The following is a 22204-nucleotide window of genomic DNA, read 5'->3' as shown; positions in this document are numbered from 1 at the left end:
ATTCTCCTTCTCCCGCTCCTTCCCCCCTCTTTTCATGCTTTTTCTCACGCTTTTCTCCCTCTTTTTTTTCACGCTTTTTCTCCAACTCGAAAAAAGTTTTCCGACTGACTCAAAAAGAAAAAGGCTTATCCCGTAAGGGATAACCCTGGTTTTATCACGCTTTTTTTCCGAAATCTTTTTTCTCACTCAAAGGAGAAATCGGAAAGGTTTTTTGTGACGGGTTAGGAATTTTAATTTTTAGTTACATAGAAGATTTAAGGGTTAAGGTTAAAGGTATAAGATTTCTCCTTTATTTGTATTCAAATTAGTTCAATGGAAATAAAGAACTTACACTGTTAATATTTGCTCCTTTGAATACTTTGTACCTTTTTCACCTTCCCATGTAGTAGTGATCGTAAATTTTCTTGGTGTACCCATATGCACAATCACATGTTCTTCAAAACTTTTCCCTGGTTCAAGAAACTCGTATGGAACTTTGTCTCTCCATATTACGCCGTTATATTCAGGTGGAATTTCATAATCGACATTATAAGCTGTAGCTTTACCAGAATTCCAAACTTTGAGTTTGTATTTGTTCTTGGCTATATTCACTATTCGAGCATCGACACATGCTTTACTGGCTTGTTCTCGTTCTTTTTCCTTTTCCTCTATCGCATATCTCTTTAGTTTCTCCTCTAATTCATTGAGCCTATCCCTTATCTTATTTGCTTTCCTGGAATCTCTAAAGGATAGGATGGATAATAGGATAGCTATTGATGGAAAGCCGTATTTCACAATGTCGACAAAAATCTCTTTAAACTTTAACCACAGTTCGATTGAATCCATAAAGCCTCCTACTTAAACAACTTCTTGAAATCCTTCTGGAGTTGTTTAACAATTTCTTCTTTAAAGTCTTCGACATTAGCCTCAATTACCTCGCTGTTATCTTCAAAAAGTTGTTCTTTTGTTGTTACTCTCCCACAATCCGAACACTTAACCTCTGCTTCATCAGGGGCATCCTGTATATCTTCGATTGATTCGTCAACACATGAAAATTGGTCATTTCCACACACAACACACTTTAGGGTCACAATTTTTTCCATATCCTTCATTGACACTAACCTCCTATAAATCAATGTTTCCGAACCAGAACAACCATAAAAACTTGGCCACTTTTAAGCATAATTCATAAAAAAATCTACAATCTGTTTTTAAATTGTTTTAACTCTTCGTCTGCTATCATTGCCTCAATTGATTTGGAATTTAGCAATGTTTTTCATTTTTTCTTACTTCTTCATTAATTTTTGTGATTTGGTTTTCACTTATTGTGTAATTCCTCGATTCTTCTATTCTATGATTTAAAAATTCTCCAAACCCTTTAACAGCGCAAACCTGAGGGATTTTTATAGTTCCTCTTTTTACAATCTTAGTTTTATCCCAACCTCTCATATTATTGGGATAAATATGTGAAACTATAATAATACCTGGTAACTTGGTATATACAAATAATGTATCTTTTCCATTTGACGCAATTGTACTGTCAATTGATCTTAATAAATACATATTGGGTTTATCAGGCAATGTTAGATTGTCACCAACCGTTGCTATTGTATCTAAGAAGAACATATGGTGGGCATAAGAACCAACATTGTTACTGTTACCAAGTAAAAACTCTCTCCATATTGCAGATGCGGTATCTAAATGACTCAATAGAAAATCGGGAATCTCTTTTGCAGTATCTTTTTGGGTAGTAATTATTCTCCATTGAACGGAAATGACAAAATATATTAACCATATATTATAATCAAATCGTTTTTCTCCATCTTGAAATGGTTTAAAAATTTTTTCTGCAAATAATTTTTCACTTTTTGAAAATAGTTGTTCGCAATCATTGCATAATAAAGGTAATTTCGTTATATCTTGCTGTCTCCTATCAGCATTCTTTGTTTCACGTAAATAGCCAGTTGCCGATGTATCTTTCAGCCACTTTCCAACAAACTTTGGAATTATATGACTTGCTTTTAATGGCTTTTTTTCTTTGCAAAGGAAACATTCACTTGTACCCGTTACCATTAAAATTCATCCTTTCCAGCATCAGAAATAAAATATCCATTACTCCCTTCTTCAATCTATTGGTGTTAAATTTATTCATTACTTTTTAACTAACCTTATAGTTGGCTCAGGTTCCTTGAAATTCAAAGTACCTCTATTCAAGTTACACAACATCTCAATATACTCTTGTGGAACTGCCATTTCTTGAATCAACTGCAATTCATTTTTTACATTGTTTTCAAGCAACATGAGGATGCTTTTCTTTAGTACAACAGGCTGTTGAAGAGGAAATACATCATCAAGAGGTTCTTTCGTTCTAATTTTTTTCATAGACATTTGTTTCTGTAAAGAGGTGTACCGACTTTCATCAATTAGCCCTAAATCGAAACATCTATATATCATTGCTCCCATAGACACATTCCAATATTTTTTCAACTCAATAAAGTGTAGCAAAGAAGTTGATGTCACCGTCTTTGCAAAGGCCTCTGCAGGTAATAAAAAGGCAGAAGCGAAGCGGTGTGCTTGGTTCTCCATTTGTTTGAATTCAAGTTTATTTAGCACTTCTTGATTGTCAATATCCTTATGCATTAGAATATGTCCTAACTCATGCCCTGCATCGAATTGCCTTCTAAAAGCAGATTGTTTATCATTCCCAAGAAATATAAACGGTCTTCCTTTTCTATGCTGGCAGAAAGCATCTACCTTTTGGCTATCCGTATCTACAGAGAAGACCATAATCCCATTTCGCTCTATTAAATGGACAATATTAGGGATTGGCTTATCACCAATACCCCAATATTCACGTAAATTTTTTGCCAACTTCTCAATGGATTCATTATCCCATTCATTATCGAACTCAGTTATGTCTGGCAGATTCAGTTCTGGAAACTCAATATAGTCAAATAAATACTCGTAAATATATCCAGCCAAGAGGGTTTTGTTTAGCTGAGTTTCTTTACTTTTTTTTGTAGCTGTAGCATTCGCCCTAAAAAACGTATTACCAACAAACTGATCCTTATAATCTTTATAAAAAAAGTTTTTCGGGAATTTTAGAGTATTGATTATAGCCATCATTGTTTCAGATTTAGGCGTATAATCTCCAAGTTCAAATTGGGATATCGCTTGCTTTGAAATGTGGAGCTGTTCAGCAAGTTCACTGATTGATAACCCCCGTATTAAACGAGCCTCCCTTAGCCTTTTTGGATTAAATTTCAATTCTTGATCAGTATTCATATACTTTTACTCCCAACTATTTACGTAAATCTATGATGACGTACTATTTTTTAGTTTTAAGACAATTTCATCGTCTGCCGTTGTAGTTTTTAATGTAACTTTAATATCTTCCAGGTTATGGCTATTTAGACCAAAGAGACTGCCAGTTGTAAGATTAATATCATCTGTAATGTCTTCTTTAAAAATCCAATCTTCCTGGTCTGGTCTTAAAGCTCCCTCAAAAACAATATCGCTCTTGCTATCATAGCAAACGATGATGCCAAAAGGCTGATTAGCCTCGCCTAAAAATAGCGATCCTTGATATACAGGGACATCTTTCAACAATTCATCTTGTGGAACCCCCATATCCAAAAGGCGATTCAAGTTGGCAGATGAAAATTCTTTTCTATAGCCACTCGGACTCATTATATATTTGCTTTTAGGCAATTTAGAAAGTAGGATGAATATGTTTCTTACGGTATCATGAATTGCAATATATGGGTGAAATCCAGCAATCTTGGGATAAACTTTCATTTGTGTGTGAGGATTCTGTTCTATCATTCTCAAAACATGCTCGTTTATTAAATCAGATAGCAAATGAGGAGTGTGCTTCTTGGTGACTGTGTTTGGGATTGATTGGGTTGACTCTCGAAACGCTTCCTTGCTATTCTTAATTCCTTGAAGGATTAAGTATCTCTGTTCAGGACTCAACATACATTCTTTTATTTTAGAATTCATTAACTCACTCTCCACTCCATAATCTACCATTATTATTTACTTTTTTGTCTAATTAGTCAAGTTTCATATTCAAATAAAATTAAAATGTAAAGTTATTTAGATTTCAACATGGTTTTACTATTAAAAAAATGTCAAGACATCATGCCTGAACATCACAATCCAAGTAATATATGATTTTATGTACATCCTTCTAATCAACTGCTCATTACTTATAGAGGTACACTTCAATCTTCTTTACATATTTTTAAAATTCTGTAGTGATTATCATATTTTTTCCTAAGTCTTGATAGATTGGTATATCCAAATCGGATCACCAACATTGGGTCTTGGAAAGTTATTTTTGTGCAAGAGTCGGTATTTTTAATTTCATATATGTTTTAAATAATATATCAGTTTTTCTTTCTCGCTTTATTACATATTCAACAAGGCTTGTTTTTTGTTTAATCAAACGTTCGATTAAACAAAAAACTGAGAAAACGACTGATGGTATGTCTACCGAATTATCAGGGTTATGTCATACCTTATAGTTTTGTCTCCCGCTTTTCCTCGATTGTTGATAGGTCGGGGATAACTGGCTTTTTCTCACTCTTTTTATAAAAATGATTATTCTCGGTGTGGATAAACTGTGGAAAAGTCTGTTTTAACAAATAAGGGTTTTATTCTTCAGTTACACAATTCTGTTTTTCTCTTTGCTACCTTAACCCTTAACAAAAAAGAGAAAATACGTTAGTTTTTCGTCTTTTTGCTATCTACTATGGACTCCCGCAAAATTCCCTTCCGAAATCACCTACCCAAACCCGCATTCCACCGAAGTTCGAAAAAAGTCTTCCGAATTCTCCTTCTCCCGCTCCTTCCCACTCTTTTTCACACTTTTCTTCACGCTATTTCCCCTCTTTTTTTCACGCTTTTTCTTTAAATCGAAAAGAGTCTTCCGTTTGACTCAAAAAGAAAAAGGCTTATCCCGTAAGGGATAGCCCTGTCTTTCTCACGCTTTTTTGCGAGATCTTTATTCTCACTTGATGGAGAAATCGGATAGGTTTATTGTGTTGTCGGTAAGAAACTTTGGTCAGTTACATTTCCATTCCAATCCCGCGACTGCTTCACAATGCATAGTCTGCGGGAACATGTCCACAGGCTGCACTTCGATGGTTTTATATCCGCCATCCTCCAAAATACGCAGATCCCTTGCCAATGTTCCCGGATTGCAGGATACATAGACGACTTTCTTTGGCTTCATACTTAAGATGGTTTTCAAAAGGGCTTCATCACAGCCCTTTCTCGGCGGGTCAACGACCAGCACATCTGCCATGTTCCCCTTTTTATACCATTCAGGAATTACTTCTTCTGCTTTCCCCACTGCGAATGAAGCATTTGTCATCCGGTTCAGTTCCGCATTCCTCTTCGCATCCTCAATGGCTTCCGGCACGATTTCAACACCGAACACTTCTTTTGCTTTCTGTGCCAGGAAAAGAGAGATGGTGCCAATACCGCAGTACGCATCGATAACTTTTTCTTCACCGCTCAAATCCGCATATTCCAATGCCTTATCATATAAAACCTTCGTTTGCTCCGGATTCACTTGATAAAAGGAGCGTGCTGAAATCGCAAATTTGATATCGCCAATAAAATCATAGATCACTTCTTCGCCCCAAAGGACTCGTGTAACATCTCCCATGATCACATTTGTCTTCCGCGAATTCACGTTATGGACGATGGATTTAACACCTTCGATGCTTGATGCAATCTCTTCCGCAATCTTTTGCTTATGCGGAAGCTCGTTCGTCCTGGTAACAAGAACAATCATCACTTCGCCGGACGCAAGCCCATAGCGCGCCATCACGTGGCGGAGCTCGCCTTTATGCCTGCCTTCATCATAAGCGCGAACACCATAGCGGCCGCAAATTTCCTTTACCTTTTGAACAACCTCATCATTTTTTTCCTGCTGAATGAGACATTCCTTCATATCGATGATCTGGTGGGTGCGCTGCTGGTAAAACCCGCCGATCAGACCGCCCTCCTGCTCTCCAATCGGAACCTGCGCTTTATTTCTGTAGCGCCACGGATCCTTCATGCCGAGAACCGGATGCACCTTGACGCCCTCAAGCTTCCCGATTCTTTCCAGAACATCTCTGACCTGTTTTTCCTTGGCGAGAAGCTGGCCTTCATAGCTCAGGTGCTGCAGCTGACATCCGCCGCATTCCTTATAAATCGGGCAGGGTGCTTCTACCCGGTATGGGCTGCTTTCGTATGTCTCGATCAGGCGCCCAAATCCATATCCCTTATTCACCTTAATCACTTTTACCTTTGCTCTCTCACCGGGAAGCCCATCCGGCACAAAAAGCGGATAACCGTCCACCTTTGCCACTCCTGCCCCTTCATGGGTCAAATCCTCAAATGTAACATCTATATAATCATTTTTCTGCACAGGTAATGTTCTGCTCATCATTTTCTTCCTTTTCAGCTTAATTCCGTGACCTTTTTTGACTAGACAGATTGTATCATAAAACAGGGGTAAATACGAAATGGATATCTTTCGGATTCTGAATCTTTGCATAGCCTGGAGCATGCCTATTAGCAGATTCTAACCCTTTATTTGCATATTTTCCGGTCTATTTGCAAGGTTTCCATATCTATTTGCTCTTTCACTCTTCTATTGGCAGGAATACTTTTCTATTTGAATCGTTCACAACTTCATGTGTTTTCGCAAAATTAAAAGCCCGCCCTGTAATAGAGCGGACTTCCTATTATTCGCGGGAGCTTTCCCAATCGGTGGGACGGTCTTCTTCACGAATCTGGTCAATAGGGACAAATACTTCCAAATGTCTGTACAGGTTTACGAATTCGGCAGGAAGCAGCCCGCCAAATTCACCGTCAAGATTGAGCTGTACTTTCTCTTTGGAGTGCACTTTAATGCGATTTGCCTGCGTGTAGATGACGTTCGGATCCTTTACATGCTCACCCCGGACTGCCATTGTCGCGATCCGGATAAAATCGGCGAGGTTGGTTTTCTTTAAAATCAGCAGGGAAAATAGCCCGTCATTAATACAGGAATCCGGCGCAAGCTTCTCAAACCCGCCGACTGAATTTGTCAGACCGACAAGGAAAAGCATGACCTCACCCTCAAAGATTTTGCCATCAAACTCGATGCTCACTTCAGTTGAACGGATTGAAGGCAGCATTTCAATTCCCTTTAGGTAATAGGCAAGCTGGCCAATCATGGTTTTAAGCTTGCTTGGCACCTCGTAAGTCAGCTCTGTCAGCCTTCCTCCACCGGCAATATTAATAAAATATTTATCATTTATGCGGCCAATATCAACAGGAATGGTATCTCCTTTTACAATGATATCTGCTGCCGCTTCCACATCTCTTGGAATATGGAGAGCACGGGCAAAATCATTGGTTGTGCCCGTTGGGATAATGCCGAGGCGAGGACGGTAATCCTGTTCGGCGAGTCCATTTACAACCTCATTAATCGTACCGTCTCCGCCTGCTGCAACGACCAGGTCGAATCGGCGTTCAACAGCTGTCCGGGCAGCTTTAATCGCATCCCCTTCACCTGTGGTGGCGTGGCATGAGGTTTCATAGCCAGCTCTCTCCAATTTTTGCAAAACCTCTGCTAAATGTCTCTTAAAAATTTCCCGGCCTGAAGTCGGATTATAAATAATTCTTGCTCTTTTCATAGCCCATCATCCTATTATTGAAATATCTAAACTTAATCCTCTTTATTCCATCTTTTTACATCATAGCGAATAGTCCACGGCTTAGCAATTATTCACTGCTATCCGTTTCTATTCTATTCACTTCCTGCTATTTTCACAAGTAGTCAGATGCACAAATGAATTATACCCTCATTAGGCAAAAAAGTATCGTAATTAAGTTATATTTCTTGGCCTGTTGATCTAAAATCATCATTAGCCAGGATAAGGCAGAGCATTATTCCTGTTTCAGGTCCTGCAAAACAAGGCTCTTAACATAGTCAATAATGGTTCTATATGGATATTCATCATTGATTACTCTATGAAGCATGGCCCCGTCCATAAAAGTCCAGAACAATCCCGCTACATGATTTGGGTCTGCAGCGGAACGGAATTCCCCGGCATCCTGTCCTTCCTCCATAATATCTGTTATCAGCTTTAAAAAGAACTTCTTTCCCCGTTCATTGAGGATTCGATTCAGGTTCTCATCTCTTGAGGAATGCAGCGTAAATTCCAGCTGCACAGTTATTCTGTCTTTTCGTTCCTCGCTGAATGGGCTCATATCCCTGTACAAGTCAAACAGGTATTCAAGTTTCTCTTCCGCGGAGGATAACATGGATATTTTCTCTGCAAGTCTTGCATTAGCTGATTCTGTCTGCTCATTCAACAGCTCCAAATAGATTTCTTCCTTGCTTTTAAAATAATTATAGATGGCTCCCTTGCTTATTCCTGAGTAGGCGACTATATCATCTATGGTTGCTGCCTGAAATCCTTTTTTGGCAAAACAGGCCAAGGCGCCAGACAGGATCTCTTTCTTTTTTTTCCGTTTATATTCCTCTGATACAATAGGCGGCAATTCTGTCCCTCCAAGGCAACTGATTTATTCTCTTTCAGTTATGCATTTATCAGCAGCACTTTCGGCTGATTTCACTGTCTTTCAGAACTTCTTCTATATACAGGCTGGCATGTTCACTCGTGATTTCCGTGCTTTCCTCCGCCAATCCCGCTCTTATCAAGTCTTCTTTCATTTTAGCGAGAAATAAATCTCTGATAGCTGCTGAACGGCACGGCTGCAGCTGCGCTGCCAAATCCCAAATCCATTGCTCAAGATGGACACTCTTGCTCTTTTTTTGCATTTCCTGCGGAACCTGCCTTCTTCCCATATCTCCCACTCCCCAGGTATTGTAATTAAAATAAACTGATCGGTCTTTTTTATTGTAAGTATTTTTATATGAATTTTCAAATTTTTTAATGTAAAAAACTCCTAACTTCGGTTAAGAGTTACTCCTGATCTATTTGATTTTTCTCCCGGTACATGGTTACTAATCCCCCAATAAGCACAAAGCAGGCGAAGGCAAGAGGGAACCAGCGCTCAAACCAGGAGGCTTTAGGAGGAAGCCCACTCTGTTCCTGAGAAGCTTCTTCGGGGGTTCCGCCTGCAATCTGAGCCATAACAAGATTGGTAAAGGCCTCTTCCCCTGGCATTGCGGGCAAGGAGTACTCCTCCTCTTCCATCGCTTCGAGGTATACTTCCAGACATTGATCACATATATAGAGATGATCTTCATAGAGTTCACGCTCAGGTTCAGAAAGCTCATTTTTCGAATATTTCCGCCATTCCTCTAATGAAAAATGCTCCATGAAAATCATCTCCTTCCAATGTTCCTTACAGGGAGTGCTTTGAAGCACAAATAATATCCTGCAGGGTATTATTTTTATCAAACATATCCTTAAAACTATTCGAATAACATGCTTTCTTTTTGAGTGCCGAAACAATCATAATTTAGAGGAAAGAATAATTCAATACCTTTTTTATAATAATCTCTCACTAAAAAAGTTACAGAATTTTCTATTCCGGATAATGATTAATTCTCCCTTTTCACTAAACCATTATATGGTAAACTGTAAGCAATGACTACATGCAGAGGAGGCTAGTAAAAAAATTTCAAATAAAGGACAACTCTAAATAACAATTGAATATATTGATGAAAAAGGATGAATACGATGACTCTTCTTATTTACCTGGCAGCATACTTGATAGGATCAATTCCTACTGCCTTATTGTTTGGCAAATTTGCCTTTGGAATTGACATTCGTGATCATGGCAGCAATAATCCTGGTGCGACTAATACATTAAGGGTTCTTGGCAAGAAAGCGGCTATTGTGGTTCTGCTGGTGGATGTGAGCAAGGGTGCTGCAGCTGCGGCAATTCCTGTGATTCTGAACGCTGAGGCTGATCCGCTAATAGTCGGGATGGTTGCAGTTGCCGGCCACTGCTTTCCGGTCTTTGCAGGATTCCGCGGAGGAAAAGCCATCGCAACCACCGCAGGTGTATTGCTTTATGTAAATATTTGGATGTTTTTAATCGCCTATATTTCTTTTGTCGCTGTCATTTTCCTAACGAAGTATGTATTTTTTGGCTCTTTATCAGTGGGTGGATCCTTGCTTATCTATTCCTTATTTACTGAAGGCACTGAACATGAACTTATCTTTTCTATTTTCCTATTATTTCTGATTTTCCTGCATCGTTCGAACATTAATAACTTTATTGATAATAAGGAGCCTAAAATCAATGATAAGCGCTTAAAAGATGACCGCATCCCTCCAAGAGATGATAAAAAGCGTGCTTAATTGAAACCCGGACCCTGCATTCGGGTTTTTTTATTATTTTTCACATGAAAGCAGCTCTTTAAGCAAAACCTTTGAATAAAGTGCGTTCGAAGGAGCTTGCATATGTTCTTGATCTTAAAAATAGCGAGTCTTTACTTAATCACAATCATGATTATGAGACTGATGGGGAAATCGACGATTATCCAGATGACTCCTTATGACCTTGTCGCTATCATTATCGTTGGCACAGTGGCTTCTGAGCCTCTCATTAGCACAAAATACGGGCCAACATTAGCAGCATTGGCCATTCTGGTAGGCCTTCACATTCTCTTCTCTTATTTGACTTTAAACCAAATTGGCAACCGATTTTTTCTTGGTGAGCCGACGATGCTGATTAAAAATGGTGAAATCCTGGAAGACAATCTGGAAAAGTCCCATCTTTCCATGTCTCAGCTGCTGTCCATTTTAAGAAGCAAAGGCTACCCGAAGATTGCGGATGTTGATTACGCTATTCTCGAGCCAATCGGTGAAGTGAGCATCATACCGAAAGTGGCCAATACGCCTGTCACAGTTGAGCATTTAAAGATCCCCATTCAGGATGAGGGGCTCCCGATTGCAGTGATTGTGGATGGCAGGATTCAGACCCGTAACCTCGAGCTGCTCGGACAGACCAAGGATTGGCTTTTAGATCAGCTTCGTCAAAACGATTTGAATGAGAAAGAGATTATGTACGCTTATGTGAATGAAAAGTCAAAGAAGTTGAATATAAACAGACGCAGATAATTTTACAAAATAGGTTTATTGACTGAAATTAAGGGTATTTAACATTAGTTACATACCAGAAAAATAAGTTGCTTTACTATACATATCAATATCAGGGGGTAATGGTATGAAAGAAGCAGGCCTTGTGCTTGAAACAAAAATTGATGGCTTTAATTTTAATTGGGACCTGGAAAAAGGTCAGTTTAATTTTGAAGGTGAAGACTCAGTCCTCTTTTGGATAAGTTCAGCCATGAAAAGCTTTTTTGATACAATTGAAGAGATTTCAGGCAAAGAAACCTCCAGTCTTGTACTTGAGACCGCCGGTTTCAGGCAGGGAATGGTTGTTGGAAAGTTTTTTAAAGACATGAATCTGCATATAACTGAAGTGGCCAATATCATCCCCAGAATATACGCGTCTGCCGGCTGGGGGAAATTCATCATTACTAATGTAGATCCCGCTGCCAAAACAGCCAGGGTCAGAACTGTTGACAGCTGGGAATATAAGATTAACAGGGAACAAGGGAAAACTGAGTCCGGAACCTTTCTGCCGGGACATTTTGCAGGGATCTTTTCAGCTGTGTTTGGGAGAAGCATCTGGTATAAAAAGGAATCTGACCAGTTAGCCGGCCACGAATATACAGAGCTGGATTTCTTCCCTTCAAGCGTTACGGTTGAGGAAAATATCCATGATTTAACGAGACGGGAAGAATCAAAAAAAATCAGTGAGCTTGAGAAATTAGTGGAAGTGCGCACGTTAGAACTTAAGCAGCTTGTTAAAGAAATCTCTTCACCGGTTATTCCTGTCCTGGATGGAATTGTTGTTGTCCCTCTTTTGGGAAGATATGATGAATTCCGCTCTGAAGAACTCGTCGATAAAACTCTTCATAGCCTTCCGAAGCACCAGGCAGATTGCCTAATCCTGGACCTGACCGGGTTAAATCAGTCCATCAGTGCCTACACGGTGGAATTCTTAAGCAAATTGGCTGCTGCAGCTAATCTGATCGGCACAGAAACCATTCTGGTCGGCATTTCTCCGGAACTTGGCACTAAAATTACGGAAACCAACTTTAATCTCTCTAAATTTAACTGCTTCACAAACCTGCAGCACGGCATTTATTATGCTCTTTCCAAAAAAGGCAGGAAAATCTTTTAATCATACAAAAAGCTGATTCCGCATTGGACGGAAGTCAGCTTTTTTATGTTTTTTATGATGCATCTGCAAATTATGTGCGGATAACCGGAATTTTTGTGCAGATAAAATTTTTTATGTGCGTTTAGCGTTTTTTGTGTGCGGATAAGTTTTTTTATGTGCGCTTAGCTTTTTTTATGTGCTCTCAGAACCCGGGGATGGCTCCTATTTCTCTGCCTGCACTTTCTTCGGCGCCCCCCTATATTTCGCTTCGCGCAGTTCCAGGACGTATGCCTCAAGATTCGGCATTCCCATGTCTTTGGCAATGCTGATTTCTTTTTCAATATCATATGGAATCCGGACAATCTCAATGGAAAAAGGTGCAGCCTCTTTTGATAAGTATTCCCCATGCAAGATTGCATAGGCAGCCTGAGGGATATCAAGGGAGTTCCCGACGCTTCCTGCATTGAATAGTGTCTTTTGCGGATGAATCGGTTCAACCAGGGCTGCGTGAATATCCCCGTACCCGACAACATCCGGAATCCTGCCTTCCTCTCCGGCAGTAATATTCTCCGTATTCTCGAACATAGCCAGCTTTTCGTCATGTGAATCCCTCATGGGCACCACCCGGTGATAAATGCTTTTGGCTGAAGCATGGTAGAGTCTGATATATTTTCCGCTCATATAAAAATCGTAATGGAACGGAAGCGTGCCTAAATAGGATAAGGCCTCTTCCCCCAGCTGTCTCTGATGCCACTGCCCCTCTTCAAAGTCCAGCGGCTTCTGCATAAAGTCATCCCAATTCCCCAGGAGGACCACTTCACAGGTCTCTTTAATCCGTTCAACGGCTTTAAGAGAATTGGGTCCTTTTCCTATTAAGTCACCCAGGCAAAAAATATTCTCTATTCCGCGTTCGCGGATATTGTCCAGAACAGCCTCCAGAGCTGTGATATTTCCATGAATATCAGATATTACGGCTACTTTTCCCATGTTTGTCTCCTCCTTACTTTTTTTATATTTCTCCAAAACACCCAAGCTTCCTCTAACAATTGAAAAAAACAAAATTTGATTTTTCCCTGGACCGCCATTACATTAGAAATATGGTAAAATAACAGCATGCCAAAACCAACATTACATATAGAAGGAGTAAGAATTATGTCAAAAGTATTTGTCTTCGGACACAAAAACCCTGACACTGACTCAATCTGTTCAGCACTTGCTTATGCAGAATTAAAAAACAAATTAGGCGTTGATGCAGAGCCAATCCGCCTGGGCAAGGTAAATGAGGAAACACAATATGCCCTAGATTATTTTAAGACTGAAGCTCCCCGGCTTGTTGAGGCAGTATCCAAGGAAGCCAGCGAAGTAATTCTTGTAGACCATAATGAGTTCCAGCAAAGCGCTGATGATATCAGAGATGTGAAAATCCTTGAGGTTATTGACCACCACCGCATTGCGAATTTTGAAACAAGCGATCCGCTTTACTACCGTGCAGAGCCTGTTGGCTGTACAGCAACCATTCTGAACAAAATGTACAAGGAAAACGGAGTGGAAATCAGCAAGGAAACTGCTGGCCTTATGCTTTCTGCCATTATTTCCGATTCCCTGCTGTTCAAATCTCCAACATGCACAGATCAGGACGTTGCAGCAGCACGCGAGCTTGCTGAAATCGCGGGAGTAAACCCTGAAGAATATGGTCTCGAAATGCTGAAAGCAGGAGCAGACTTAAGCAAGAAGAGCGTGAAAGAGCTAATCTCCCTTGACGCAAAGGAATTCCAAATGGGAAGCTATAAAACAGAAATCGCTCAGGTTAATGCTGTGGACCTGAATGACGTACTAAGCCGCCAGGAAGAATTGGAGGCTGTCATTACTGAAAACATTAATAGCAAAGAGCTTGACCTTTTTGTTTTTGTTTTAACTGATATCCTTAACAACGACTCAGTTGCCATTTCTCTTGGCAAAGAAGCTGCTGCAGTTGAAAAAGCTTATGATGTAACACTTAAAAACAACAGTGCCGTATTAAAGGGCGTTGTTTCACGCAAAAAGCAGATCGTACCGCCTCTTACAAACGTATTGGCCGGCAAATAATACAGAAGCAGTGCCGCACTTGGCACTGCTTTTTACTTATCCAATAATGCTTCTGTCCCCTTAACAAGCCTGGTCATCAATTCCTTCACTGTCACCTCTTTAGCCATTCCCACTCCCTGACCGGCCCATAATGACATAAACTCCGGCCGCTCCAGCTTCGCTGCATGCTTCCGGATAGGCGCTGTCATATCATTCTGCAATGGATAAGGCAACGGCTGCACACCTTTCATTTCCTCCATGAATCTGTTGCGAATCCCTCTTGCAGGCTTTCCTGAGAATGCTTTCGTCACAGCTGTCTGATCTTCCCTTGCATTTAATAGAGCATGCTTGTAAAGTGAGTGAGCCCCGCTTTCCCTGCATGTAAGAAAGGCCGTTCCAAGCTGGACTCCTGCTGCCCCAAGAATCATGGCAGCAGCCATACCCCGGGCATCCATGATTCCGCCTGCCGCGGCCACAGGACAGCTTACTGCATCTGCCGCCTGCGGTATGAGAGCCATGGAACCGATCATACCGCTTTCTTCCCTGTGAAATGTTCCGCGGTGCCCCCCAGCTTCAAATCCCTGTACAACAATAATATCTGCGCCCGCTTCTTCCCATTCCACTGCCTCATTGACATTTGTTGCGGTTCCAATAATCATCGTACCCTGTTTCTTTAATTCTGAAATAAAGGCCGAATCAGGTATGCCAAACGTAAAGCTGCAAACAGGCACACGTTCTCCCATCAAAACATCAAGCTGTTTTTTGTATAAAGCAGCATAATCCTTTTTCGGAAGAGTTGACTTTACCTCCATACCCAGCTCACTGCTGTATCGTTCAAGCACATTCCCCATGCTGCTGATATCATCTGAATTCACTGACACATCAAGATCCGGAACAAAGAGATTGACGCCAAATGGCCGATCTGTCAATTTCCGAATTTGTTTTATATCTTCTCTTATCTCATCCGGACTCATATAGCCTGCACCCATATTTCCAAGTCCGCCGCAATTTGATACCTCACTGATTAATTGCGGCGTTGTCATCCCTCCAGCCATGGGAGCCTGAAAAATAGGGTATTTTATATCCAGCATCGCAGTGATGGAATTACGGTTCCAGCCCATTTAAATCACCCTTCCTCCTTTATTTCCCCGAAACAAGAGCATCTATTACACTATCAGCAACCGTATGCCAAATCTTAGAATCCTCCTGATAGGAGGCAGTTAATCTCCTGTACATGCTCATTTGTTTTTCCTTAAAGTCTTCAGCATCCTGTGCAGGAAGCTTGCCTCTTTCATCATCCACCAATTCCTGAATCTGTTTGGCACGCGGTCCCCAAATAGCTTTTTCGTCCCCTTCTTTATCTATAAAAATATAAATCGGTATCGCTCTGGATGTTCCGTTAGTCAAATACTGGTCCATAAGCTCAAGGTTCTGATCCCTCAAAACAAAACGGACGTCCATGCCGGTTTCCTCAGCTATTTTTAGTAGAATCGGATTATTCAGCATGGCATCACCGCACCAGTCCTCAGTAAGGGCAATTACTTTCATGCCGGTACCCTTAAGGTCTGCCAATCTTGTTTTTTCCTCATCAGATAAAGAGAAACGATTATATATTTTATTCATCTCTTCTTTGTTAACTTGCATCGCTTCTATATAATTCTGCGGACATAGACCCTTCGCAAACCAGTCCATTAATTCCATAAACCCACTCCCTTTTTTCGATTTCTTTAGTGTTTATTCTTTACCATCCGCTTTCATTCCTGCATTTGCTGTAGCACTTTGTAAAACTGAATCTTTTCCTGGGAAATAGACTTTATTTTTGTCGAATACAGGAAAAGCTGATGGATTTCCATCAGCTCACCTTTTATCTTTTCTGTATTTCCTGCTGCAATAATTTGTTAACAAGCGGCGGGTTGGCCTGTCCTTTTGTGGCTTTCATAATTTGGCCGACTAGGAAGCCGATTGCTTTTTGCTTACCATTTTTGAAATCCTCGATGGATTGAGGGTTCGCATCGAGCGTTTCACTGATAATTTTAAGAAGTGCCCCTTCGTCCGAAATTTGGACGAGGCCTTTTTCTTTTACGATTGTTTCCGGATCTCCGCCATTTTCAACCAGCTCTTTGAATACTGTTTTGGCAATTTTAGAAGAGATCGTGCCGTTTTCAATCAGCTTAATCATGCCGGCAAGTCCCTCAGGTGTCAAAGCTATATCGGCCAGCTCTTTTTGTTCAGCATTCAAGTAAGCTGACAATTCACCCATTACCCAGTTGGAAGCCTGTTTCGCGTCTGCTCCTTTATTCACAGCTGCCTCAAAGAAATCAGATGTTTCTTTTGTCACTGTCAGGACAGCTGCATCATAGGCCGGCAGCCCAAGTTCCCTGATATAGCGGTTCTTTCTTTGGTCCGGAAGCTCAGGAATCTCGGCACGGATTCGCTCTTTCCACTCTTCATCGATATGAATATCAAGTAAATCAGGTTCAGGGAAATAACGATAATCATCCGAACCTTCTTTTACCCTCATTAGAATAGTTTTATTGGTGGCTTCATCATAGCGCAATGTTTCCTGCTGAATTGTTCCGCCAGAACTTAGAATCTCTTCCTGCCGCTTCTCCTCGTATTCCAGTCCTTTGCGGACAAAGTTAAACGAGTTCAAGTTCTTAAGCTCTGTCTTTGTGCCAAATTCCTCCTGGCCGACAGGACGAAGAGAAATATTCGCATCACAGCGAAGTGAACCCTCCTCCATTTTACAGTCAGAAACGCCAGTATACTGGATGATGGACTTTAGCTTCTCCAGGTATGCATATGCTTCTTTTGGCGTGCGGATATCCGGCTCAGATACAATCTCGATCAGAGGAGTACCCTGGCGGTTATAGTCTACAAGAGAATAACCTTTAGCATGAGACAGCTTGCCTGCATCCTCTTCAAGATGAATCCGCGTAATGCCGATCTTTTTCTTATAGCCGTCGACTTCGATCTCAATCCAGCCATGTTCTCCAATGGGCTTGTCGAATTGCGAAATCTGGTAGGCTTTAGGATTATCCGGGTAAAAATAATTCTTCCGGTCAAATTTTGTAACAGGTGCGATTTCACAGTTCAGCGCCATCGCAGCTTTCATTCCGAATTCAACTGCCTTTTTATTAATGACAGGCAGCACTCCAGGGTAGCCGAGATCGACTACTGTTGTGTTGGAGTTTGGCTCCGCCCCAAAATGGTTAGGGCTTGCTGAGAATATTTTAGAATCTGTTTTTAGCTCAACATGTACTTCAAGTCCGATAACCGTTTCGTATTTCATGAATTTCCCCCCTTACAGTCCCGGTTTTTGCTTATGGAATTCTGTAGCCTGCTCAAATGCATGTGCTACACGGTAAACAGTGCTTTCATCAAAATGCTTTCCGATAATCTGAAGGCCTAGCGGCAATCCATCCGCAAATCCGCAAGGAACGCTGATTCCAGGAACCCCGGCAAGGTTAACTGGAATGGTCAGAATATCATTTGCATACATAGTCAGAGGATCAGACGTATTTTCGCCAATCTTAAAGGCAGGAGTTGGTGCTGTCGGTCCAATAATGACATCATACTTTTCAAAAACATTTTCAAAATCCTGTTTTATCAGCGTGCGCACCTTTTGAGCCTTTTTGTAGTATGCATCATAGTAGCCAGAGCTTAAGGCAAATGTTCCAAGCATAATGCGGCGTTTTACTTCATCCCCGAAGCCTTCTGCACGGGTCTTTTTGTATAAATCGATTAAACTCTCAGGATCTGCTGTTCTATAGCCATAGCGTACGCCATCAAAGCGAGCCAGGTTGGCCGATGCCTCGGAGGAGGACAGCAGATAATACGTTGCCAGTGCATATTTCGAGTGCGGCAGGGAAACTTCTTCCCAAGTTGCCCCCAGTTTTCCCAACACCTTCAGGGCATCCAGCACTGACTGGCGCACATCTTCATCTACACCTTCAGCCAAATATTCTTTTGGTACGGCGATTCTCAACCCTTTAACATCGCCAGTTAAGCTTTCTGCATAGCTTGGAACATCTACATTTGCTGAAGTAGAATCCATTTGGTCAACACCTGAAATAGCCTGAAGCAGATAGGCGTTATCTTCAACTGTGCGGGTAATTGGTCCAATCTGGTCCAAAGATGATGCAAATGCAATCAGTCCGAAACGGGATACTCTTCCATAGGTAGGCTTTAACCCAACAACTCCGCAATAAGAAGCGGGCTGTCTGATTGAGCCGCCTGTATCTGATCCAAGAGAAAATAAAACCTCCCCTGCTGCAACAGAAGCAGCAGAGCCGCCGGAAGACCCGCCGGGAACTCTTTCAAGATTCCAGGGATTTCGGGTTACCTGAAAACCTGAGTTCTCATTGGATGATCCCATTGCAAATTCATCCATATTCAGTTTACCGATTGTAATGGTTTCAGCATTATGTAATTTGGAAGCAGCCGTTGCATCATAAATCGGGTCAAAGTTCTCAAGAATTTTACTCGCACTGGTGGTGCGCAGCCCCTTCGTTACGATGTTATCCTTTACTCCGATCGGCATACCGAACAGGAGGCCTTTCGCTTCGTCCGTGCCGATTTTTTCATCCATTTTTTTTGCTGCTTCACGGGCTCTTTCTTCATCAAGCGTCAAGAAAGCCTGTACTTTGTCCTCTACTTCACCGATTCGCTTGTACGATTCACTGACAAGATCGGTAACCGTGATTTCTTTTTTATGTAAAAGCTGATGAAGCTCAGATACCTTATGGTCAAATAAACTCACCATTTTCCCCTCCCTACTCAATAATAGACGGCACTTTTATATAGCCATCCTGATGTTCCGGCGCATTTTTCAAAACTTCTTCCTGTGGAAGCCCTTTATTCGCCTTATCTTCTCTCAATACATTTTTCATATCAAGAACATGGGATGTTGGTTCAACATGATCTGTATCAAGCTCATTCAAAAGCTCTGCAAATGAAATCATTTTGTCCAGCTGTTCCGTATACGCAACAGCTTCCTCTTCAGTCATCGCAAGTCGCGCCAAATGTGCAACATGCTTAACCTGATCTATTGAAATTCTCGACATTAATGCCACCTCCAAAATTTGAAAACTGTCAATGCACAATTATTATGATCATACCAAACTTTCACGCGTTAAAGCAACACGCGAGAACGGGCTGTTTCAGCAATCTTCTGCTTATTTTACCATGAGTTGAGGGGGAAATGTGTGTTTGTGTCTTTCTCTAGAGGATATATGAAAAGTAAAACCGAATTAATGGGGATGCGACTATAAGTACAGGAGGTATGTAATGGAATTTTTCCGATTTGATTTGGATGTCAGCAGGGAAATTAGTCAATTCAGCAGCCACAATGCCAGCATCAGCCCGATTATCAGAAACAAAACAGCTACAGTTGGGTGTATCCATCTTAAGGATAATAGTGTACTAGGCATGCATCCGGCAACATGTCCCCAGCTATTTCTCATCGTTGACGGCGAAGGATGGGTTAAAACCACTGGCGGTGAGCAGGCTGCAGTCCAAAAAGGAACCGCTGTTTACTGGTCTGAAGGCGAGGAACATGAATCAGGTTCTTACCTTGGCATGACTGCAATTGTGATTGAAGGTCCTGATTTGGACCCGCATAAGTATCTGAAGCCTTTGGAATAGAAAGCGGAAACCTGGCATTGGCCAGGAAGAGTGGAAGTTGGGCCGGTATTACGATGCCCTTCCCCCAAAAATAGAGCAGCGCGCCAGACGCTGCTCATTTCCGCTTAAATAGTTTGGCAAACAGGCCGCCTTTATTCGCCTTTTTCGTCTCCGATTTGACCGTTTTCCTGTCCACAAATATTTCCGGTTTATCAATCGCATAGTCATAGGCCAGAACCAGCCCAACCTCTGAATTATGTTCTTTATTGGTGACAATTGTATATTCTACTTTATTGGATGAAGCCAATTTTATATATTTTGACAAATAGGAGTAACTCATATTTCCATTCAGATAAAGATGGGCTTTGCTGTTGGCTTTAAGTGCTTCTTCCACCTGAGGATAGGTTCCATCCTCCCTCATCTGCGGCTGCTTCAGGGCAATGACAACCCTCTCCCGAAGCGAGCCTAGAAACTTGCGGCGCTCATCAGGCTTGGTCTGTTTCTGTCCATGAATCCCCTGTTGAAGATAATCATCTATATTTTCAGCCAATTGTACATCCTCCGTCCTTATTTGACCTCAATGCTTACATTGTATTCAGTATTATGCCCTATTTCAAATTTAACCTATATAATATGTATGTTTTCGCAGGAGGTACTGTGCTTGCCTGATAAGCAAAAAATACCTCCCTTCCAAGGAAGAGAGGTGTAAATTAGGAGAATATACAAGATAAAAAATCAAGTTACAAAGGACAGAAACTAAACTTCCTGCTTTTCAGTGAACTGTTCTTCCTCGGTTGATCCCTTTAAAGCGGTTGTCGAGGAAGTCCCGCCAGTGATGACCATGGAAACCTGATCGAAATAGCCTGTGCCTACTTCACGCTGATGTCTTGTCGCCGTGTAGCCATGTGTTTCGCTGGCAAACTCGGCCTGCTGCAGTTCAGAATACGCAGCCATTCCGCGGTCTTTATAGCCGCGTGCCAGTTCAAACATGCTATGGTTCAGAGCATGGAATCCTGCTAAAGTAACGAACTGAAACTTGTAGCCCATTTTGCCGAGCTCCACCTGGAATTTTGCAATCGTTTCGTCATCGAGCTTTTTCTTCCAGTTAAATGAAGGAGAGCAGTTATACGCTAACAGCTTGCCAGGGAATTTTTCATGAATGGCTTTTGCAAAACGTCTAGCCTCATCAAGATCAGGTTCAGATGTTTCACACCATACCAGATCTGCATAAGGAGCATACGCCAATCCCCGAGCGATCGCTTGGTCGAGTCCTGGTTTTGTCCGGAAGAATCCTTCAAGAGTGCGTTCCCCTGTAATAAAAGGTGCATCATATGGATCTACATCGCTGGTTATCAAGTCAGCCGCGTTAGCATCAGTCCGGGCAACAATAACTGTCGGCACTCCCATAACATCTGCTGCCAGCCTTGCAGATATTAAATTCTTAACAGCAGTCTGCGTTGGGAGCAATACCTTTCCGCCAAGATGGCCGCATTTTTTTTCAGAAGAAAGCTGGTCCTCGAAATGTACCCCGCCGGCACCCGATTCAATCATGCCTTTCATAAGTTCAAATACATTCAACTGGCCGCCGAACCCTGCCTCAGCATCTGCTACAATTGGAGCGAACCAGTCAATGGAATGATCCCCTTCCATATGATGAATCTGGTCAGCACGCTGAAGTGCCTGATTAATTCTTTTTACTACACTTGGAACGCTGTTTGCTGGATACAGGCTTTGGTCCGGGTACATATTTCCGGACAGGTTCGCATCTGCAGCAACCTGCCAGCCGCTTAAGTAAATGGCCTTCAGCCCAGCCTTAACCTGCTGTACAGCCTGGTTTCCTGTTAACGCCCCTAATGCATTGACAAAATCTTCTTCATTCACAAGCTTCCATAACTTCTCTGCACCACGGCGAGCTAATGTATATTCGATATCAATTGATCCTCTTAACTTAATGACTTCCTCAGCGGTGTACGGTCTTTCTACTCCATTCCAGCGTTCATCCATTTCCCAGCTTTCCTGCAACTGACGCACTCTTTCATCTGCCATTTGATTAAATCCTCCTTTTAATTTAGAAAAATCATCATTTCAGCAAGATCCCGGCTGCAAAACACTCTGTAACATAACAGAACTAAAAATATAGTTCTGTTATGTTATTAGTCTACGTTGTTATAAAACAATTAAATATCTATGTGTTGTATTATATAACAGTTAATCCGGAATGGGAACCCCTTAATTAAAAAATTTAAAATTTACTGAATATAACATCCTGCTTCTTTTCACCTTCACCCTCTGTGTTATGATATAGAGATTAGTTATTTTTTTAATCATTCTGATG

Annotated in this window: 23 protein-coding genes; 5 read left to right on the top strand and 18 right to left on the bottom strand. The window is 41.4% G+C overall.

What is annotated here, in order from left to right; all coding sequences use genetic code 11:
• Nucleotides 1-327: 327 nt before the first annotated feature.
• The 10 genes from BK139_RS10205 to BK139_RS10160 form a co-directional block, all read right to left on the bottom strand.
• Entirely contained in the window at nucleotides 328-825 is a 498-nt protein-coding gene (locus BK139_RS10205) for a hypothetical protein (RefSeq protein WP_076258239.1), read from the bottom strand.
• 8 nt (nucleotides 826-833) lie between these two features.
• Nucleotides 834-1091 (bottom strand): ECs_2282 family putative zinc-binding protein, encoded by a 258-nt coding sequence (locus tag BK139_RS10200; RefSeq protein ID WP_076258237.1) that lies wholly within the window; start codon nucleotides 1089-1091, stop codon nucleotides 834-836.
• A gap of 151 nt (nucleotides 1092-1242) precedes the next feature.
• Complete coding sequence (locus BK139_RS10195; protein ID WP_076258235.1) at nucleotides 1243-2052, bottom strand: hypothetical protein; 810 nt, start codon at nucleotides 2050-2052, stop codon at nucleotides 1243-1245.
• Nucleotides 2053-2130: 78 nt separating this feature from the next.
• Nucleotides 2131-3264 (bottom strand): helix-turn-helix domain-containing protein, encoded by a 1134-nt coding sequence (locus BK139_RS10190; RefSeq protein WP_076258233.1) that lies wholly within the window; start codon nucleotides 3262-3264, stop codon nucleotides 2131-2133.
• A 30-nt stretch (nucleotides 3265-3294) separates the two neighbouring features.
• Nucleotides 3295-3981: a hypothetical protein gene (locus BK139_RS10185; protein WP_076258231.1), complete on the bottom strand. Its 687-nt coding sequence runs from the start codon at nucleotides 3979-3981 to the stop codon at nucleotides 3295-3297.
• Nucleotides 3982-5047: 1066 nt separating this feature from the next.
• Nucleotides 5048-6424: a 23S rRNA (uracil(1939)-C(5))-methyltransferase RlmD gene (gene rlmD / locus BK139_RS10180; protein WP_076258222.1), complete on the bottom strand. Its 1377-nt coding sequence runs from the start codon at nucleotides 6422-6424 to the stop codon at nucleotides 5048-5050.
• Between the two features lie 301 nt (nucleotides 6425-6725).
• Nucleotides 6726-7661: a diacylglycerol kinase gene (locus tag BK139_RS10175; protein ID WP_076258221.1), complete on the bottom strand. Its 936-nt coding sequence runs from the start codon at nucleotides 7659-7661 to the stop codon at nucleotides 6726-6728.
• A gap of 253 nt (nucleotides 7662-7914) precedes the next feature.
• Entirely contained in the window at nucleotides 7915-8532 is a 618-nt protein-coding gene (locus tag BK139_RS10170) for a TetR/AcrR family transcriptional regulator (protein ID WP_076258220.1), read from the bottom strand.
• Between the two features lie 49 nt (nucleotides 8533-8581).
• A complete protein-coding gene (locus BK139_RS10165) occupies nucleotides 8582-8839 on the bottom strand; it encodes a hypothetical protein (protein WP_076258219.1) in 258 nt (85 codons plus the stop codon).
• A gap of 118 nt (nucleotides 8840-8957) precedes the next feature.
• Nucleotides 8958-9317 (bottom strand): hypothetical protein, encoded by a 360-nt coding sequence (locus tag BK139_RS10160; RefSeq protein ID WP_076258218.1) that lies wholly within the window; start codon nucleotides 9315-9317, stop codon nucleotides 8958-8960.
• Between the two features lie 363 nt (nucleotides 9318-9680).
• Here BK139_RS10160 and plsY point away from each other — a divergent pair, with 363 nt between their 5' ends.
• The 3 genes from plsY to BK139_RS10145 all read left to right on the top strand — a co-directional run bounded on the left by plsY (nucleotide 9681) and on the right by BK139_RS10145 (nucleotide 12201).
• On the top strand, nucleotides 9681-10307 hold the full coding sequence (plsY, locus tag BK139_RS10155) for a glycerol-3-phosphate 1-O-acyltransferase PlsY (protein ID WP_076258217.1): 627 nt from the start codon (nucleotides 9681-9683) through the stop codon (nucleotides 10305-10307).
• Between the two features lie 102 nt (nucleotides 10308-10409).
• The gene (locus BK139_RS10150) at nucleotides 10410-11069 is read left to right on the top strand and encodes a DUF421 domain-containing protein (protein ID WP_076258214.1); all 660 of its coding nucleotides are present in this window, start codon (nucleotides 10410-10412) and stop codon (nucleotides 11067-11069) included.
• A 106-nt stretch (nucleotides 11070-11175) separates the two neighbouring features.
• On the top strand, nucleotides 11176-12201 hold the full coding sequence (locus BK139_RS10145) for an STAS domain-containing protein (RefSeq protein ID WP_076258211.1): 1026 nt from the start codon (nucleotides 11176-11178) through the stop codon (nucleotides 12199-12201).
• Nucleotides 12202-12402: 201 nt separating this feature from the next.
• Here BK139_RS10145 and BK139_RS10140 read toward each other — a convergent pair whose 3' ends face one another.
• Nucleotides 12403-13167: a metallophosphoesterase family protein gene (locus BK139_RS10140; RefSeq protein WP_076258210.1), complete on the bottom strand. Its 765-nt coding sequence runs from the start codon at nucleotides 13165-13167 to the stop codon at nucleotides 12403-12405.
• A 165-nt stretch (nucleotides 13168-13332) separates the two neighbouring features.
• Here BK139_RS10140 and BK139_RS10135 point away from each other — a divergent pair, with 165 nt between their 5' ends.
• A complete protein-coding gene (locus BK139_RS10135) occupies nucleotides 13333-14265 on the top strand; it encodes a manganese-dependent inorganic pyrophosphatase (RefSeq protein ID WP_076258209.1) in 933 nt (310 codons plus the stop codon).
• A gap of 32 nt (nucleotides 14266-14297) precedes the next feature.
• Here the strand turns inward: BK139_RS10135 and BK139_RS10130 are convergent, their stop codons facing one another.
• The 5 genes from BK139_RS10130 to gatC all read right to left on the bottom strand — a co-directional run bounded on the left by BK139_RS10130 (nucleotide 14298) and on the right by gatC (nucleotide 19310).
• Nucleotides 14298-15365, bottom strand: coding sequence for an NAD(P)H-dependent flavin oxidoreductase (locus BK139_RS10130; RefSeq protein WP_076258208.1), 1068 nt, complete (start codon nucleotides 15363-15365; stop codon nucleotides 14298-14300).
• A gap of 19 nt (nucleotides 15366-15384) precedes the next feature.
• A complete protein-coding gene (locus tag BK139_RS10125) occupies nucleotides 15385-15945 on the bottom strand; it encodes a thioredoxin family protein (RefSeq protein ID WP_076258207.1) in 561 nt (186 codons plus the stop codon).
• A gap of 163 nt (nucleotides 15946-16108) precedes the next feature.
• Nucleotides 16109-17536 (bottom strand): Asp-tRNA(Asn)/Glu-tRNA(Gln) amidotransferase subunit GatB, encoded by a 1428-nt coding sequence (gene gatB, locus BK139_RS10120; RefSeq protein WP_076258206.1) that lies wholly within the window; start codon nucleotides 17534-17536, stop codon nucleotides 16109-16111.
• Between the two features lie 12 nt (nucleotides 17537-17548).
• Nucleotides 17549-19006 (bottom strand): Asp-tRNA(Asn)/Glu-tRNA(Gln) amidotransferase subunit GatA, encoded by a 1458-nt coding sequence (gene gatA / locus BK139_RS10115; RefSeq protein WP_076258440.1) that lies wholly within the window; start codon nucleotides 19004-19006, stop codon nucleotides 17549-17551.
• 13 nt (nucleotides 19007-19019) lie between these two features.
• A complete protein-coding gene (gene gatC, locus BK139_RS10110; RefSeq protein WP_009335962.1) occupies nucleotides 19020-19310 on the bottom strand; it encodes an Asp-tRNA(Asn)/Glu-tRNA(Gln) amidotransferase subunit GatC in 291 nt (96 codons plus the stop codon).
• A 223-nt stretch (nucleotides 19311-19533) separates the two neighbouring features.
• Between gatC and BK139_RS10105 the strand changes: the two genes are divergently transcribed.
• Entirely contained in the window at nucleotides 19534-19890 is a 357-nt protein-coding gene (locus BK139_RS10105) for a cupin domain-containing protein (protein ID WP_076258205.1), read from the top strand.
• A 94-nt stretch (nucleotides 19891-19984) separates the two neighbouring features.
• Here the strand turns inward: BK139_RS10105 and BK139_RS10100 are convergent, their stop codons facing one another.
• Both BK139_RS10100 and aceA read right to left on the bottom strand, forming a co-directional pair.
• Nucleotides 19985-20419, bottom strand: a complete 435-nt coding sequence (locus BK139_RS10100; RefSeq protein ID WP_076258204.1) for a YueI family protein — start codon at nucleotides 20417-20419, stop codon at nucleotides 19985-19987.
• Between the two features lie 206 nt (nucleotides 20420-20625).
• Nucleotides 20626-21915 carry an isocitrate lyase gene (aceA, locus tag BK139_RS10095; protein ID WP_076258203.1) on the bottom strand — a complete coding sequence of 430 codons (1290 nt, stop codon included), beginning with the start codon at nucleotides 21913-21915 and terminating at the stop codon, nucleotides 20626-20628.
• Nucleotides 21916-22204: the final 289 nt, after the last annotated feature.

Source organism: Paenibacillus sp. FSL R5-0490 (assembly GCF_001956215.1).
In the GTDB taxonomy this organism is placed as follows: domain Bacteria; phylum Bacillota; class Bacilli; order Bacillales; family Cytobacillaceae; genus Cytobacillus.
Note: the sequence above shows the minus strand (reverse complement) of the source record. Positions and strands in the feature narration are given on the sequence as shown.